This is a genomic window from Massilia sp. YIM B02763, assembly GCF_030412015.1.
In the GTDB taxonomy this organism is placed as follows: Bacteria; Pseudomonadota; Gammaproteobacteria; order Burkholderiales; family Burkholderiaceae_D; genus Telluria.
Window position 1 is genome coordinate 1 of sequence record NZ_JASNRD010000025.1, and the last position, 17268, is coordinate 17268.

14 protein-coding genes, 1 tRNA gene and 1 pseudogene are annotated in these 17268 nt (G+C 61.5%); 14 read left to right on the forward strand and 2 right to left on the reverse strand.

The window, feature by feature from the left end:
- The 14 genes and pseudogenes from QPK32_RS23040 to arsH all read left to right on the forward strand — a co-directional run.
- Positions 1-63, forward strand: a pseudogene (locus tag QPK32_RS23040) (elongation factor Tu); the annotation flags it as partial.
- 120 nt (positions 64-183) lie between these two features.
- Positions 184-259 (forward strand) — tRNA-Trp (locus tag QPK32_RS23045).
- A gap of 39 nt (positions 260-298) precedes the next feature.
- The gene (secE, locus tag QPK32_RS23050; protein WP_290415123.1) at positions 299-688 is read left to right on the forward strand and encodes a preprotein translocase subunit SecE; all 390 of its coding nucleotides are present in this window, start codon (positions 299-301) and stop codon (positions 686-688) included.
- On the forward strand, positions 688-1302 hold the full coding sequence (nusG, locus tag QPK32_RS23055) for a transcription termination/antitermination protein NusG (RefSeq protein ID WP_290415124.1): 615 nt from the start codon (positions 688-690) through the stop codon (positions 1300-1302). Before secE ends, nusG begins: the two co-directional genes overlap by 1 nt.
- A gap of 111 nt (positions 1303-1413) precedes the next feature.
- Complete coding sequence (gene rplK, locus QPK32_RS23060; RefSeq protein ID WP_290415125.1) at positions 1414-1845, forward strand: 50S ribosomal protein L11; 432 nt, start codon at positions 1414-1416, stop codon at positions 1843-1845.
- The gene (gene rplA, locus QPK32_RS23065) at positions 1845-2540 is read left to right on the forward strand and encodes a 50S ribosomal protein L1 (protein ID WP_290415126.1); all 696 of its coding nucleotides are present in this window, start codon (positions 1845-1847) and stop codon (positions 2538-2540) included. Before rplK ends, rplA begins: the two co-directional genes overlap by 1 nt.
- A gap of 292 nt (positions 2541-2832) precedes the next feature.
- The gene (gene rplJ / locus QPK32_RS23070; RefSeq protein ID WP_290415127.1) at positions 2833-3357 is read left to right on the forward strand and encodes a 50S ribosomal protein L10; all 525 of its coding nucleotides are present in this window, start codon (positions 2833-2835) and stop codon (positions 3355-3357) included.
- 53 nt (positions 3358-3410) lie between these two features.
- Entirely contained in the window at positions 3411-3791 is a 381-nt protein-coding gene (gene rplL, locus QPK32_RS23075) for a 50S ribosomal protein L7/L12 (RefSeq protein WP_258823090.1), read from the forward strand.
- Positions 3792-4070: 279 nt separating this feature from the next.
- The gene (rpoB, locus tag QPK32_RS23080) at positions 4071-8180 is read left to right on the forward strand and encodes a DNA-directed RNA polymerase subunit beta (protein WP_290415128.1); all 4110 of its coding nucleotides are present in this window, start codon (positions 4071-4073) and stop codon (positions 8178-8180) included.
- A gap of 224 nt (positions 8181-8404) precedes the next feature.
- A complete protein-coding gene (rpoC, locus tag QPK32_RS23085; protein WP_290415129.1) occupies positions 8405-12649 on the forward strand; it encodes a DNA-directed RNA polymerase subunit beta' in 4245 nt (1414 codons plus the stop codon).
- 174 nt (positions 12650-12823) lie between these two features.
- Positions 12824-13135 carry a helix-turn-helix transcriptional regulator gene (locus QPK32_RS23090; RefSeq protein WP_290415130.1) on the forward strand — a complete coding sequence of 104 codons (312 nt, stop codon included), beginning with the start codon at positions 12824-12826 and terminating at the stop codon, positions 13133-13135.
- A 17-nt stretch (positions 13136-13152) separates the two neighbouring features.
- The gene (locus QPK32_RS23095) at positions 13153-13632 is read left to right on the forward strand and encodes an arsenate reductase ArsC (RefSeq protein ID WP_290415131.1); all 480 of its coding nucleotides are present in this window, start codon (positions 13153-13155) and stop codon (positions 13630-13632) included.
- A 15-nt stretch (positions 13633-13647) separates the two neighbouring features.
- Entirely contained in the window at positions 13648-14928 is a 1281-nt protein-coding gene (locus QPK32_RS23100; RefSeq protein ID WP_290415132.1) for an arsenic transporter, read from the forward strand.
- 18 nt (positions 14929-14946) lie between these two features.
- On the forward strand, positions 14947-15663 hold the full coding sequence (gene arsH / locus QPK32_RS23105) for an arsenical resistance protein ArsH (RefSeq protein WP_290415133.1): 717 nt from the start codon (positions 14947-14949) through the stop codon (positions 15661-15663).
- An 18-nt stretch (positions 15664-15681) separates the two neighbouring features.
- On the opposite strand, the gene QPK32_RS23110 is transcribed toward arsH, so the two are convergent.
- The gene (locus QPK32_RS23110; protein WP_290415134.1) at positions 15682-16404 is read right to left on the reverse strand and encodes an Imm52 family immunity protein; all 723 of its coding nucleotides are present in this window, start codon (positions 16402-16404) and stop codon (positions 15682-15684) included.
- A 75-nt stretch (positions 16405-16479) separates the two neighbouring features.
- Positions 16480-17208: an Imm52 family immunity protein gene (locus QPK32_RS23115; RefSeq protein ID WP_290415135.1), complete on the reverse strand. Its 729-nt coding sequence runs from the start codon at positions 17206-17208 to the stop codon at positions 16480-16482.
- Between the last annotated feature and the right edge of the window lie 60 nt (positions 17209-17268).

The following is a 17268-nucleotide window of genomic DNA, read 5'->3' on the forward strand; positions in this document are numbered from 1 at the left end:
TTCGCAATCCGCGAAGGCGGCCGTACCGTCGGCGCCGGCGTGGTTGCCAAGATCCTGGCCTAATCGCCTGATCAGTAGTAATTAGTTGCACACCGGGCGGAACGTTTCTGTTCCGCCCAACCCAGAGTGTTGCACGATGTATTCAAGTCGTGTATAATGCTCGATTCAACGAGAAGTTTTCGTAGGGGAGTAGCTCAATTGGCAGAGCGTCGGTCTCCAAAACCGAAGGTCGCGGGTTCGATTCCCTCCTCCCCTGCCACCGAATTCGGTGCCACAGGCACCCGAAAGTAAAATAAGTATGTCTAATCAATCCGTGCAAACCGTCAGCACCTCGAACGACAAGTTCAAGGTCGCGCTGGCAGTGGTTGCTACGATTGCAGGCGTGGTCGGGTTCTTTTACCTGAAAGGCCAGAATAAACCAGCCCTCATGTGCGCAGGCGCACTCGTGGCTGGTTTGGCTATTGCCGTGCTGCTCTTGTGGACTTCGACTGCCGGTCGCGACTTCCTGGGCTTCGCCAAAGAGTCGGTGCGCGAAACGAAGAAGGTTGTTTGGCCCACCCGTAAAGAAGCGACCCAGATCACCCTCGTGGTGTTCGGCTTCGTGCTGGTGATGGCGATTTTCCTGTGGGGCACGGACAAGATTCTCGAATTCCTGATGTACGACGTGATCCTGGGGTGGAAACAATAATGAGCGACAACGTGCAGCAAGATAACGTGCCGGGCGACGCCCCGGCACAAGACGCTGGTGCACCGCTGAGCGTCCCGGTCAGCAACAAGCGCTGGTACGTCGTGCATGTCTATTCGGGCATGGAAAAGAGCGTGATGCGCGGCCTGACCGACCGTATCGAACGCGGCGGCATGCAAGAACAATTCGGCCGCATCCTGGTGCCGACCGAAGAAGTGGTCGAAGTCAAGAACGGCAGCAAATCGGTCACCGAGCGTCGCTTCTTCCCGGGTTATGTGCTGGTCGAGATGGAAATGACCGACGAGACCTGGCACCTCGTGAAGAACACGCCGAAAGTCACCGGCTTCATCGGCGGCAAGAGCAACAAGCCGACGCCGATCCCGGCGCGCGAGATCGACAAGATCATGCAGCAGGTCCAGGAAGGCGTCGAAAAGCCGCGTCCGAAAGTCCTGTACGAAGTGGGCGAGCAAGTCCGGATCAAGGAAGGCCCGTTCACCGACTTCAACGGCAACGTCGAGGAAGTCAACTACGAAAAATCGAAGGTGCGTGTCACTGTCACCATCTTCGGCCGCGCAACTCCGGTGGAACTGGAGTTCGGGCAGGTAGAAAAAGTCTAAAACGCCGAATCGGAGCGTCGCAGCAGCTAGGCGGAATCCGGTAAGAGGAGCCCCGCCGCAGAGTAGTACGCGCGGGGCGCTACTACTCAACAATCGACAAGGAGCCACAACATGGCAAAGAAAATCGTCGGTTTTATCAAGCTGCAAGTGCCGGCTGGTAAAGCAAACCCGTCCCCCCCGATCGGCCCGGCCCTGGGTCAGCGCGGCCTGAACATCATGGAATTCTGCAAGGCGTTCAACGCCAAGACCCAAGGCATGGAGCCGGGTATGCCGATTCCGGTGGTGATCACCGCCTTCGCGGACAAGTCCTTCACCTTCGAGATGAAGACCCCGCCGGCAACCTACCTGATCAAGAAGTACTCGGGCGTCACCAAAGGCTCGGCCAAGCCGCATACCGACAAGGTCGGCACGCTGACCCGCGCCCAGGCTGAAGAAATCGCAAAAACCAAACAGCCGGACCTGACCGCTGCCGACCTGGACGCCGCTGTGCGCGTCATCGCCGGCTCGGCTCGTTCGATGGGCATCACGGTGGAGGGTATCTAATGGCTAAGCTGTCCAAACGCGTCAAGGAAATGAAAGCCAAAGTCGACCGTAACAAGGTCTACGCTTTCGACAACGCCGTCGCAATCGTCAAGGAATTCGCCACCGCCAAGTTCAACGAGTCGATCGACGTCGCCGTTCAGCTGGGCGTGGACCCGAAGAAGTCGGACCAGGTCGTTCGTGGTTCCGTGGTTCTGCCGGCCGGTACCGGCAAGGAAGTGCGCGTCGCCGTCTTCGCCCAGGGCGAGAAGGCCGAGCAGGCTAAAGCCGCCGGCGCCGACATCGTCGGCATGGAAGACCTGGCAGAGCGCGTCAAGGCCGGCGACATGCCGTTCGACATCGTGATCGCTTCGCCGGACACCATGCGTATCGTCGGTACCCTGGGTCAGATCCTGGGCCCGCGCGGCCTGATGCCGAACCCGAAGGTCGGCACCGTGACCCCGGACGTGGCTGGCGCCGTCAAGAACGCCAAGGCCGGTCAGGTCCAGTACCGTACCGACAAGGCAGGTATCATCCACGCCACCATCGGCCGTAAATCGTTCTCGGACGAACAGCTGAAGAGCAACCTGGTCGCGCTGATCGACGCCCTGAACAAGGCCAAGCCGGCTTCGTCGAAGGGTATCTACCTGCGCAAGGTCGCCATCTCGTCGACCATGGGCGCTGGCGTCCGTGTCGACCACGGCACCCTGGCTGCCTGATTGAACGGTAGGGTGGACGGCTATGCCGTCCACGCGTTCAAGATACGTAAAGAATAAAGCCCCTGTCAGCAGTACCACAGGGCAGATCTTTGGGCTGGCGGGGCAACCCGCCAGGCAATCAAAGACCGTTGGGCCGAATGCAGCAGGCAGGCAGGAGGTTAAAAGACAACCCAACGCAGATGGCGAACCCGAACAAGTTTTGTAGTCGATGCTTTGTCGTACTTCTTAACTTCGGACGCCGTGTTCGAACCGGTGTGGGGAATGTTCCTCGCATCATTTAAGGAGATTGACCGTGGGTCTTAATCTGAATGACAAAAAGGTCGTCGTCGAAGAAGTTTCCGCAAAAGTAGCAACTGCGCAAACCATCGTCGTCGCCGAATACCGTGGCATCCAGGTTAGTGCTCTGACGCAACTCCGTGCAAAAGCTCGTTCGCAGGGTGTGTACCTGCGTGTTCTGAAGAACACGCTGGCACGTCGCGCTGTGGAAGGCACCCAGTTCGCCTCGCTGGCTGACTCGATGGTTGGTCCGCTGATCTACTCGATCTCGGACGACGCCGTCGCAGCCGCCAAGGTTATCAGCGACTTCTCCAAGACCAACGACAAGTTGGTGGTGAAGGGCGGTAACTACGCAGGCAAGAACCTGGATGTCGCCGGCGTGAACGCCTTGGCAAGCATCCCGAGCCGCGAAGTCCTCATCGCCCAGCTGCTGGGCGTCATGCAGGCTCCGGTTTCCGGCTTTGCACGTGTTCTGGCTGCAGTTGCAGCACAAAAAGGCGAAGGTTCCGCAGCTCCGGCAGAAGCCGCAGCAGCAGAATAATTTCCCCCTTTTTGGTCAAGCATTAACCTCATACTAAATATTTGGAGTTTCAAATGGCAATTAGCAAAGAAGAGTTCCTGGACGCAGTTGGCGCAATGTCGGTCATGGAACTGAACGACCTGGTCAAGGCTTTCGAAGAGAAGTTCGGCGTGTCGGCAGCTGCAATGGCAGCACCGGCAGCTGGCGGTGCTGCTGCTGGCGGCGCGGCTGCTGCTGAAGAGCAGACCGAATTCAACGTCGTGCTGGCTGAAGTCGGCGCGAACAAGGTCGGCGTCATCAAGGCCGTCCGCGAAATCACCGGTCTGGGCCTGAAAGAAGCCAAGGACCTGGTCGACGGCGCACCGAAGACCGTCAAGGAAGCCCTGCCGAAAGCTGACGCTGAAGCCGCCAAGAAGAAGCTGGAAGAAGCTGGCGCCAAGGCCGAGCTCAAGTAATCCATATGCAAAGGGCGCTGGCAACAGCGCTCCGCGCCGGAGTCAAAGCGCGCAGACCCCCGCCGGAAGGTGGGGTATGCGGCTTTGGCTCTTTTGTCGTCCCTACGGCAAACAGCATGACCCCGCTTCAGAAGCGCCGCAGCACGCAATAATCGTAACACAGCAGTACCGGTTCCTTTTCACCCGACGGACAGCGACGAGCATTGAGGCCTTGCATGTGGTGGCTCAGCCACTGGCAATCCCTGAATTCTCATCCTTTCTGTCACTCACGGAGTGTCCATGCACTACTCATTTACTGAGAAGAAACGCATTCGCAAGTCGTTCGCGAAGCGCGCCAACGTTCACAACGTTCCCTATCTCCTGGCCACCCAACTGGAGTCCTACGAGAACTTCCTGCAGGCAGACGCAGGTCCTGTCGCCCGCAAGAACGAAGGCCTGCAATCGGCCTTCACCTCCATCTTCCCGATCGTGTCGCACAACGGCTTCGCGCGCCTGGAATTCCTCTCCTACGTACTGGGTGACCCCGCTTTCGACGTCAAGGAATGCCAGCAGCGCGGCCTGACCTTCGCATCGCCGCTGCGCGCCAAGGTGCGTCTGGTGATCCTGGACAAGGAATCGCCGACCAAGCCGGTCGTGAAGGAAATGAAAGAGCAGGAAGTCTACATGGGCGAACTGCCGCTCATGACCGCCAACGGCTCGTTCGTCATCAACGGTACCGAGCGCGTGATCGTCTCGCAGCTGCACCGTTCGCCGGGCGTGTTCTTCGAACACGACCGCGGCAAGACGCACTCGTCGGGCAAGCTGCTGTTCTCGGCCCGCATCATTCCTTACCGCGGCTCGTGGCTGGACTTCGAGTTCGACCCGAAGGACATCCTGTTCTTCCGCGTCGACCGCCGCCGCAAGATGCCGGTGACGATCCTGCTGAAGGCCATCGGCATGACGCCGGAACAGATCCTGGCGAACTTCTTCGTGTTCGACAACTTCAACCTGCGCTCGGAAGGCGCGGAACTGGAATTCGTGGCCGAGCGCCTGCGCGGTGAAGTCGCGCGCTTCGACGTCGTCGATCCGAAGTCGGGCAAGACCCTGATCACCAAGGACAAGCGCATCAACGCCAAGAACGTGCGCGACGTCGAGAACGCCGGCATCAAGCACATCTCCGTGCCGGAAGACTACCTGGTCGGCCGCGTGCTGGCGACCAATGTCGTGGATCCGGACACCGGCGAGATCATCGCCAACGCCAACGACGAGCTGACCGACGAGCTGCTGGGCAAGCTGCGCGATGCCAACATCGAAGGCATCCAGACCCTGTACACCAACGACCTGGACCAGGGCGCCTACATCTCGCAGACCCTGCGCACCGACGACACCGCCGACCAGACCGCCGCACGCGTGGCGATCTACCGCATGATGCGTCCGGGCGAACCGCCGACCGAAGAGTCGGTGGAAGCGCTGTTCAACGGCCTGTTCTACAGCGCCGAGCGCTACGACCTGTCGGCTGTCGGCCGCATGAAGTTCAACCGCCGCATCGGCCGCGACGAACTGACGGGCGACATGACCCTGTCGAACGACGACATCCTGGCAGTGATCAAGATCCTGGTCGAACTGCGTAACGGCCGCGGCGAAGTCGACGACATCGACCACCTGGGCAACCGTCGCGTACGTTGCGTCGGCGAACTGGCCGAAAACCAGTTCCGCGCCGGCCTCGTGCGCGTGGAGCGCGCCGTCAAGGAACGCCTCGGCCAGGCCGAAGCGGACAACCTGATGCCGCACGATCTGATCAACAGCAAGCCGATCTCGGCCGCGATCCGCGAATTCTTCGGTTCGTCGCAGCTGTCGCAGTTCATGGACCAGACCAACCCGCTGTCGGAAATCACGCACAAGCGCCGTGTTTCCGCACTGGGCCCGGGCGGCCTGACCCGCGAACGCGCCGGCTTCGAGGTGCGCGACGTGCACCCGACCCACTACGGCCGCGTCTGCCCGATCGAAACGCCGGAAGGCCCGAACATCGGCCTGATCAACTCGCTGGCTCTGTACGCCCGCCTGAACGAATACGGCTTCCTGGAAACCCCGTACCGCAAGGTCGACGGTTCCAAGGTCACCGACAAGATCGAATACCTGTCGGCGATCGAAGAAGGCCGTTACATCATTGCCCAGGCAAACGCGAAGATCAACGAAGAAGGCCAGCTGATCGACGAACTGGTGTCGGCACGTGAAGCGGGCGAGACCATCCTCGTGTCGCCGGAACGCATCCAGTACATGGACGTGGCTCCGGGCCAGATCGTGTCGGTCGCGGCATCGCTGATTCCGTTCCTGGAGCACGACGACGCGAACCGTGCACTGATGGGCGCCAACATGCAGCGCCAGGCCGTGCCTTGCCTGCGTCCGGAAAAAGCCTTCGTCGGTACCGGCATCGAGCGCACCGTGGCGGTCGACTCGGGCACCACTGTGCAGGCGACCCGTGGCGGTATCGTCGACTACGTCGACGCAGGCCGTGTCGTGATCCGCGTCAACGATGACGAAGCGCAGGCTGGCGAAGTCGGCGTCGACATCTACAACCTGATCAAGTACACCCGTTCGAACCAGAACACCAACATCAACCAGCGTCCGATCGTGAAAGTGGGCGACCGCGTTGCGCGCAACGACGTCATCGCCGACGGCGCATCGACCGACCTGGGCGAACTGGCACTGGGCCAGAACATGCTGGTGGCGTTCATGCCGTGGAACGGCTTGAACTTCGAGGACTCGATCCTCATCTCGGAGAACGTGGTCAAGGACGACCGCTACACCTCGATCCACATCGAGGAACTGTCGGTCGTCGCGCGCGACACCAAACTGGGCCCTGAAGAGATCACCCGCGACATCTCGAACCTGGCGGAAAACCAGCTGGCTCGCCTGGACGAGTCGGGCATCGTCTACATCGGCGCCGAAGTGCAAGCCGGTGACGTGCTGGTCGGCAAGGTGACCCCGAAAGGCGAAACCCAGCTGACTCCGGAAGAGAAGCTGCTGCGCGCGATCTTCGGCGAAAAAGCGTCGGACGTGAAAGACACGTCGCTGCGCGTGCCGTCGGGCATGGTCGGTACCGTGATCGACGTGCAAGTGTTTACCCGTGAAGGCATCGTGCGCGACAAGCGCGCCCAGCAGATCATCGACGACGAGCTGAAGCGCTATCGCCTGGACCTGAACGACCAGCTGCGCATCGTGGAAGGCGACGCCTTCCAGCGTCTGGAACGCCTGCTCGTCGGCAAGACCGTCAACGGCGGTCCGAAGAAGCTGTCGAAAGGTGCCGTCATCGACAAGGCCTACCTGGACGACCTGGACAAGTTCCACTGGTTCGACATCCGCCCGGCCGACGACGATACCGCCAACGCCCTGGAGGCGATGAAGGAATCGATCAACGAGAAGCGCCACCAGTTCGACCTGGCCTTCGAAGAGAAACGCAAGAAGCTGACGCAAGGCGACGAGCTGCAGCCGGGCGTGCAGAAGATGGTCAAGGTCTACCTGGCCGTCAAGCGCCGCCTGCAGTCGGGCGACAAGATGGCAGGCCGCCACGGTAACAAGGGTGTGGTCTCGCGTATCGTTCCGGTCGAAGACATGCCGTTCATGGCCGACGGTACCCCGGCCGACGTCGTGCTGAACCCGCTGGGCGTTCCGTCGCGTATGAACGTCGGCCAGATCCTCGAAACCCACCTCGGTTGGGCGGCGAAGGGCCTGGGCCTGCGTCTCGGCGAAATGATCAAGGCGAAAGCCGAGACCGAGCAGCTGCGTACGTTCCTGGGCAAGATCTACAACGAAACGGGCAAGAAGGAAGACCTGGACAACTTCAGCGACGAGGAAATCGTCACGCTGGCGAACAACCTCAAGAACGGCGTGCCGTTCGCGACCCCGGTGTTCGACGGTGCGCACGAGGAAGAAATCCGGCGCATGCTTGATTTGGCTTTCCCCGACCCGATCGCGAAGCACCTGGGCATGACCCCGTCGAAGAACCAGGTCACCATGTTCGACGGCCGTACCGGCGAAGCATTCGAGCGCAAGGTCACCGTGGGCTTCATGCACATGCTGAAGCTGCACCACCTGGTCGACGACAAGATGCACGCCCGTTCGACCGGCCCGTACTCGCTGGTGACGCAGCAGCCGCTGGGCGGTAAGGCCCAGTTCGGTGGCCAGCGCTTCGGTGAGATGGAGGTGTGGGCACTGGAAGCGTACGGCGCATCGTACGTGCTGCAGGAAATGCTGACCGTCAAGTCGGACGACGTGAATGGCCGTACCAAGGTGTACGAAAACCTGGTCAAGGGCGACCACGTGATCGATGCAGGTATGCCGGAATCGTTCAACGTGCTGGTGAAGGAAATCCGCTCGCTGGGTATCGACATCGATCTCGAGCGTTCGTAAGCAAGCGCAGCATGGCCGCCGCCTTCGGGCGCGACCTGCTACCCTTGTATCGTCGCCCCGGCGCAGGCCGGGGCCCAAGTTCGGCGATTGGCCGAAAAAATTGGATCCCGGCCTGCGCCGGGATGACGCTTTCAGGGGCTGGCGGTTGGGCAAGCACCGGCGAAAATCGGTGAGAAGCGGCGGTAGTAGTACTTAGTACAGAATTCAATCACCCGGAGTGATAAATGAAAGCACTGCTCGATCTATTCAAGCAAGTTCAGCAAAACGAGAGCTTCGACGCCATCAAGATTGGCTTGGCGTCGCCCGAGAAAATCCGTTCGTGGTCGTTCGGCGAAGTCAAGAAGCCGGAAACCATCAACTACCGTACGTTCAAGCCGGAACGTGACGGCCTGTTCTGCGCAAAGATCTTTGGTCCGATCAAGGACTACGAATGCCTGTGCGGCAAGTACAAGCGCCTGAAGCACCGCGGCGTCATCTGCGAAAAGTGCGGCGTCGAAGTCACGCTGGCGAAAGTCCGCCGCGAGCGCATGGGCCACATCGAGCTGGCCTCGCCGACCGCGCACATCTGGTTCCTGAAATCGCTGCCGTCGCGCCTGGGCATGGTCCTGGACATGACGCTGCGCGATATCGAGCGCGTGCTGTACTTCGAAGCATACGTCGTGACCGATCCGGGCATGACCCCGCTGAAGAAGTGCCAGATCATGTCGGAAGACGACTACGCCGCCAAGTACGAAGAGTACGGCGACGACTTCACCGCGTTCATGGGCGCCGAAGGCATCCGTGAACTGCTGCGTTCGATCGACATCGACCGCGAAGCCGAAGCCCTGCGCGTCGAGCTGAAGGAATCGAAGTCCGAAGCCAAGATCAAGAAATACGCCAAGCGCCTGAAAGTGCTCGAGGCATTCCAGCGTTCGGGCATCAAGCCGGACTGGATGATCATGGAAGTGCTCCCGGTCCTGCCGCCGGAGCTGCGTCCGCTCGTCCCGCTGGACGGCGGCCGTTTCGCCACGTCCGACCTGAACGACCTGTATCGCCGCGTGATCAACCGTAATAATCGTCTCAAGCGATTGATGGAACTGCGCGCGCCTGAAATCATCACGCGCAACGAAAAGCGCATGCTGCAGGAAGCGGTCGACTCGCTGCTGGACAACGGCCGTCGCGGCAAGGCGATGACCGGCGCCAACAAGCGTCCGCTGAAGTCGCTGGCTGAAATGATCAAGGGCAAGGGCGGCCGCTTCCGTCAGAACCTGCTGGGCAAGCGCGTCGACTACTCGGGCCGTTCGGTCATCGTGGTGGGTCCGCAGCTGAAACTGCACCAGTGCGGCCTGCCGAAGCTGATGGCCCTGGAACTGTTCAAGCCGTTCATCTTCAACAAGCTGGAACTGATGGGTCTCGCGACCACCATCAAGGCCGCCAAGAAGCTGGTCGAGCAACAGGAACCGGTGGTCTGGGACATCCTGGAAGAAGTCATCAAAGAGCACCCGGTCATGCTGAACCGTGCGCCGACGCTGCACCGCCTGGGCATCCAGGCGTTCGAGCCGGTGCTGATCGAAGGCAAGGCGATCCAGCTGCACCCGCTGGTCTGCGCGGCGTTCAACGCCGACTTCGACGGTGACCAGATGGCAGTCCACGTCCCGCTGTCGATCGAAGCACAGATGGAAGCCCGCACCCTGATGCTGGCCTCGAACAACATCCTGTTCCCGTCGAACGGCGAACCGTCGATCGTGCCGTCCCAGGATATCGTGCTGGGTCTGTACTACGCGACCCGCGAGGCGATCAACGCCAAGGGCGAAGGCATGCTGTTCCCGGACGTGTCGGAAGTCATCCGCGCGTACGACAACAAGGAAGTCGAACTGGCGACCCGCATCACCGTGCGTATCGTCGAGCATCCGAAGAACGACGAAGGCGGCTTCGACCGTACCCTCACGCGCTACGAGACCACCGTCGGCCGTGCGATCCTGTCCGAGATCCTGCCGAAAGGCCTGCCGTTCTCGGTGCTGAACCGCGCGCTGAAGAAGAAGGAAATCTCGAAGCTGATCAACACGTCGTTCCGCAAGTGCGGCCTGCGTGCGACCGTCGTGTTTGCCGACAAGCTGATGCAGTCGGGCTTCCGCCTGGCGACCCGCGCCGGTATCTCGATCGCCGTGGACGACATGCTGATCCCGGACGTCAAGAAGACCATGATCGCGACCGCCGAAGCGGAAGTGAAGCAGATCGAGCAGCAGTACGCCTCGGGTCTGGTCACCGCCGGCGAGCGTTACAACAAGGTCGTCGACATCTGGGGCAAGACCTCGGACGAAGTCGGCAAGGCGATGATGGACCAGCTGAAAGTGGAACCGGTCACCAAGCGCGACGGCACCGAAAGCACCCAGGAATCGTTCAACGCGATTTACATGATGGCCGACTCGGGCGCCCGCGGTTCTGCGGCGCAGATTCGCCAGCTGGCCGGTATGCGCGGCCTGATGGCGAAGCCGGACGGTTCGATTATCGAAACGCCGATTACCGCGAACTTCCGCGAAGGCCTGAACGTGTTGCAGTACTTCATCTCGACGCACGGCGCCCGTAAGGGTCTGGCCGACACCGCGCTGAAGACGGCAAACTCGGGTTACCTGACCCGCCGCCTGGTCGACGTGACCCAGGATCTGGTGGTGATCGAGGACGATTGCGGCACCACCAACGGCACGCACATGAAGGCGATGGTCGAAGGCGGTGAAGTCATCGAGCCGCTGCGCGACCGTATCCTCGGCCGCGTCGCCGGTACCGACATCGTGAATCCGGAAACGCAGGCAACCCTGTACGAAGCCGGCACGCTGCTGGACGAAGACATGGTCGAAGAGATCGAGCGCCTGGGCATCGACGAAGTCAAGGTCCGCACCCCGCTGAACTGCGACACGCGCTACGGCCTGTGCGCCAAGTGCTACGGCCGCGACCTGGGCCGCGGCCTGCTGGTCAACGCCGGCGAAGCAGTCGGTGTCGTGGCGGCACAGTCGATCGGTGAGCCGGGTACCCAGCTGACCATGCGTACCTTCCACATCGGTGGTGCGGCATCGCGTGCGGCAGTGGCATCGTCGGTCGAAGCCAAGTCGAACGGTACGGTCCGCTTCACCGCGACCATGCGTTACGTGACCAACGGCAAGGGCGCCCAGATCGTCATTTCGCGTTCCGGCGAAGTGCTGATCACGGACGACCACGGCCGCGAGCGCGAGCGCCACAAGGTGCCGTACGGCGCGACCCTGACCGTCCACGACGGCCTGGCTGTGAAAGCAGGCACGCCGCTGGCGACCTGGGACCCGCTGACCCGTCCGATCATCACGGAATACGGTGGCACGATCAAGTTCGAGAACGTGGAAGAGGGCGTCACCGTCGCTCGCCAGGTCGACGAAGTGACCGGCCTGTCGACCCTGGTGGCAATCGATCCGAAGCGTCGTGGTTCGGGCAAGGTCAACCGTCCGCAGGTCAAGCTGCTGAACGACGAAGGCCAGGAAGTCAAGATCGCCGGCACCGAACACGCCGTGACGATCGGTTTCCAGGTCGGCGCACTGATCATGGTCAAGGATGGCCAGCAAGTGTCGGTGGGTGAAGTGCTTGCACGTATCCCGACCGAATCGCAGAAGACCCGTGACATTACCGGTGGTCTGCCGCGCGTTGCCGAGCTGTTCGAAGCCCGTTCGCCGAAAGATGCCGGCATGCTGGCGGAAGTCACCGGTACGGTCGCATTCGGTAAAGAGACCAAGGGCAAGCAGCGCCTGGAAATCACCGACATGGACGGCAACAAGCACGAGTTCCTGATCACCAAGGACAAGCAAGTGCTGGTGCACGACGGCCAGGTGGTGAACAAGGGCGAGATGATCGTGGACGGCCCGGCCGATCCGCAAGACATCCTGCGCCTGCTGGGTATCGAAGCGCTGGCCCGCTACATCGTCGACGAAGTGCAGGACGTGTATCGTCTGCAGGGCGTGAAGATCAACGACAAGCACATCGAGGTGATCGTTCGCCAGATGCTGCGTCGTGTCCAGATCACCGATGCCGGCGACACCGACTACATCGTCGGCGAGCAGGTGGAGCGTTCGGAACTGCTGGAAGAGAACGACCGCGTCAACGCCGTCAACAAGCTGCCGGCGCAGTACGAAAACGTGCTGCTGGGTATTACCAAGGCATCGCTGTCGACCGACTCGTTCATCTCGGCCGCATCGTTCCAGGAAACCACCCGCGTGCTGACCGAAGCGGCGATCATGGGCAAGCGCGACGGTCTGCGCGGCCTGAAGGAAAACGTCATCGTCGGCCGCCTGATCCCTGGCGGTACCGGCCTGGCATTCCACCGCGCCCGCAAGGAGAAGGAGCAGTGGGAGGCGGAAGAGCGCCAGGCACTGCTGCAGCAGGAGAAGGCCAACATGGCTGCCGAACTGCAGGCGATGGAAGACCAGCAGCAGGCGGCTCACGCCGAGCAGCATCCGGGCGAAGGCGAGTAATCCTCGCGTCAGCCTCAGCCGCTTGAACGGCTGATAAGAACGGCACCTTCGGGTGCCGTTTTTTTTCGCCCGTCTCCATCGTGCTCCATGCGACGCCGTAGCATCATTTCAATAATTGTGGAAATGTCGAAAAATGAGTGATACGATTCCGCTCACCGACACAGGAATCCGTCCATGCAATCACCCGACGTTGTGACCGCCTTGGCCGCGCTGGCCCACGAATCGCGCCTCGCCGCCTTCCGCCTGCTCGTCCAGGCCGGCCCGGAAGGCCTGGCCGCCAGCCGCATCGCGGAATCGCTGGACATCGCCAATTCCTCGCTGTCCTTCCATCTGAAGGAGCTCACGCATGCGGGCCTCGTGACCGCGCGCCAGGAAGGCCGCTTCGTCATCTACGCGGCCCGCTTCGACACGATGAACGCGCTGCTCGGCTTCCTCACCGAAAACTGCTGCGGGGGCGCGCCCTGCACGCCCGCCAACCCCTGCTGAACCTCCCGAAAGCCGCCATGAACGTCCTTTTCCTCTGCACCGGCAACTCCTGCCGCTCGCTCATCAGCGAAGCCCTGTTCAACCACCTGGCGCCGGCAGGATGGCGCGCGCTCAGCGCGGGCAGCCAGCCCACGGGCAAGCTGAACGAACGCGCGCTCGCGCTCCTGCAGCGCAAGGGCATTCCGACCGAGGGCTACTACAGCAAATCCTGGGACGACCTGCCGGTCGTGCCCGACATCGTCGTCACGGTCTGCGCCAGCGCCGCCGGCGAAACCTGTCCCGCCTACCTGGGCCCCGTGCTGCGCACGCACTGGGGCGTCGAGGATCCCAGCCACGTCACCGGCACGGAAGAGGAGATCGCGGCCGCGTTCGAGCAGGCGTACGCGATCCTGCGCGCGCGCATCGAGGCCTTTCTGGCCTTGCCGCTGGATGCATTGCAGGGCGACCGCGCCGCGTTCAAGGCCGCGCTGGACCGCATCGGCACCATTGCCGCCTGAACCGGAAGGACGCCCGTGCCCGTTGCCTTCCTCATCTTTGTCGCGACCCTCGTCCTCGTCATCTGGCAGCCGCGCGGCCTGGGCATCGGCTGGAGCGCGGCGGCGGGCGCCATCGCCGCGCTGCTGGCAGGCGTCATCCATGTCGGCGACATCCCGGTGGTCTGGCACATCGTGTGGAACGCCACCGGCGCCTTCGTCGCCATCATCCTGATCAGCCTCGTGCTCGACCGCGCCGGCTTCTTCGAATGGGCCGCGCTGCACGTGGCGCGCTGGGGCGGCGGGTCGGGACGCCGGCTGTTCGTTCTTCTGGTGCTGCTCGGGGCGGCCGTCGCCGCCCTGTTCGCGAACGACGGGGCCGCGCTCATCCTCACGCCCATCGTCGTCGCCATGCTGGCGGCGCTGCGCTTCCCGCCGCGCGCCGTGCTGGCCTACGTGATGGCGGCCGGCTTCATCGCCGACATGGCGAGCCTGCCGCTGGTCGTCTCGAACCTCGTCAACATCGTGTCCGCCGATTATTTCGGCATCGGCTTCGCGCGCTACGCGGCCGTGATGGTGCCGGTCGACCTGGCGGCGACGGCGGCGACGCTGTGCGCGCTGCTCTGGTACTTCCGCCGCGACATCCCGGCGCATTACGATCTCGCCCAGCTTCGGCCTGCGCAGACCGCCATCCGTGACCGCGCCACCTTCGCGACCGGCTGGTGGGTACTGGCGTCCCTGCTCGTCGGTTTCTTCTGGCTCGACGACCTGGGCGTGCCGATCAGCGCGGTGGCCGCCGCCGGCGCCATCGTGCTGCTGCTCGTCGCCGCGCGCGGGCAGGCGATTCCCGTGCGCGAAGTGGTCAAGGGGGCGCCGTGGCAGGTCGTCGTCTTCTCGCTTGGGATGTACCTGGTCGTCTACGGCTTGCGCAACGCCGGCCTGACCGACTGGCTGGCGGGCGTGCTGGAACGCTGCGCGCACTACGGCGTATGGGGCGCCGCGCTCGGCACGGGCTTCATCGCCGCGCTGCTGTCGTCGGTAATGAACAATATGCCGACCGTGCTGGTGGGCGCGCTGTCGATCGATGCCAGCACCGCCACGGGCGCCGTCCGCGAAGCGATGGTCTATGCGAACGTGATCGGCTGCGACCTGGGCCCGAAGATCACGCCGATCGGCAGCCTGGCCACGCTGCTGTGGCTGCACGTCCTGGCCGGCAAGGACATCCGCATTTCGTGGGGCTACTACTTCCGCGTGGGGATCGTGCTGACGCTGCCGATCCTGTTCGTCACGCTGTGCGCGCTGGCCCTGCGCCTCTCCTGAACCAACCGCGAGCGCACCATGGACAAGATTCCGCACCTCCCCAACATCCGCCCCGATCAACTCGACCTGCCGACGCCCGCCAGGCTGGAGCCGGCGGGAGCGTTCAACCACCCGCCGCGCATCCTGATGCTGTACGGCTCGCTGCGCGAACGTTCCTTCAGCCGTTTCCTCACCGAGGAGGCGGCGCGCATCCTCGCGCATTTCGGCGCCGAGGTGAGGATCTTCGATCCCATGGAACTGCCGATGGTGGGCAGCGTGCCGGAGACGCACCCGAAAGTCGTCGAACTGCGCGAACTGTGCTTGTGGTCGGAAGGGCAGGTGTGGTGCAGCCCGGAGCGTCATGGCGCCGTGACGGCCGTGATGAAGAACCAGATCGACTGGATTCCGCTGGAGCAGGGCGCGATCCGCCCCAGCCAGGGACGCACGCTGGCCGTCATGCAGGTGTGCGGAGGTTCGCAATCGTTCAACGTCGTGAACACGCTGCGCCTGCTGGGGCGCTGGATGCGCATGTTCACGATTCCGAACCAGTCCTCCGTGCCGATGGCCTACAAGGAGTTCGACGACGAGGGACGCATGCGCCCGTCGGCTTACTACGACCGGGTGGTCGACGTGATGGAAGAGCTGTTCAAGATGACGCTGCTGCTGCGCGGCCGCAGCGACTACTTGAACGACCGCTACAGCGAGCGCAGCGAGCGGGCCAGGAAGGCGATCGACCGGCAGATCGAGAAGTTATGACACGGCCGGCCCGGCCACTCAGAATTTTTCGACGAATTCCGCGTTGGTCGGAAGCAGGTCCTGATCGACCAGGCGAGTCTCGATGGCGTTGGCCCGTTTGATGTGCTCTTCGTTTTCCATATCGAAGGTTTCCTCGACCGTTACGATGAGCGTGCCGAGCTGCTGCTTCCCGGCGTCGTCCATGATCTTGATGACTTGCGCTGCTTCGGGTACTTGCCGAGTTTCGATCTTGAAGGGAAGGTAGATCATCCAGCCTGCGCCTGGCCGGTCCGGGAAGACGCTTTTTTCCAGATATCCTGGAGGCGCAATCTGGATCAGCATTGGCTTCCACAAGCTGACGATAGCTTGCACCAGTTTGACTATGTTGCGAGTGTCCCGAAGCGCATGAATGTCTCTGCTAATAAAGTCAAAGAAAGACGGAATAATCCCGGTGTCGTAGGTAGCTGTAAAAGCAATGCCGCCTTTGCCTTCTTTGCCGTTCCACACCCCTAAATTTCTAAAATCATAGGTAAGATTCTCTTTGTCCGCTTTTGCCATCGCAATCGCTGCATTACTTGGGCCAGTTTCGGCAAATGCTTTGTTGAGCAGCGAATTCACTTCCGTGTCGGCTGGAGGGAACCATTCCTTCAGTGGTAGTCCTAACGTTTGCAAAAACTTCGCCAGTTTCCAGAGATCGGTGTACTGCTCCTCTATTGATGGCAGGGGAGTGGCCGTACGAAAGTTCGCAGTGATGTTGAACATTTGATTTGTCGAGCTAAGGCAAAGAGATCGACCGATAAATAGAGGTGCTGTGAAAATGACCGGGCTGTGGTTGAATCAGAATTTTTCGACAAATTCGGCGTTGGTAGGAAGCAGGTCCTGATCGACCAATCGGGTCTCGATCGCGTTGGCCCGCTTGACGTGTTCTTCGTTTTCCATATCGAAGGTTTCCTCGACAGTTACAATGAGCGTGCCGAACTGTTTCTTTCCGGCGTCGTCCATGATCGTGATGATTTGGGCTGCTTCGGGCACCTGTTGGCTGTCGATCTTGAACGGGAGGTAGAGCATCCAGCCTGCGCCCGGCCGGTCCGGGAAGACGCTGTCGTATTCAGCATGTGCTATCTGTACAAGCATTGGCTTCCACAACATAACGATGCCTTGGATGAGCTTGATCACATTGCGATAGTCCCGAAGAGACTTTACCTCCTCGCATCGGAAGTGGAGATGAGACGGGATTGCCCCAGTGCAATGCATTACGGTGTAAATCGCGCCTCCGCCATTGTTGTCTTTGCCGTTCCAGACGCCCAAGTTTCTCAGATCACTATCGTGGTTATCTCTGTCTGCCTTGGCCATCGCTAATGCTGCTGTGCTTGGACCGGCGTCGGTGAATGCGGGGTTGCGAAGGGATTGTTCCAATGTATTCGCCGGCGGATGCCACTCATCAAGTGGAAAACCTATGTCTCGCAGCGACTTGGCCAATGTCCAGAGATCGATGCAGTGCTCATCTATCGTCGGGAGAGCTGACCCTACCCGAAAGTTCGCACTGACTTTAAGATTGAAGATCATGACGTGCAGCACCCGAAGAAAGAAAGCGATCGGAATTTAACTCCTGAAGTTCTATCAGCT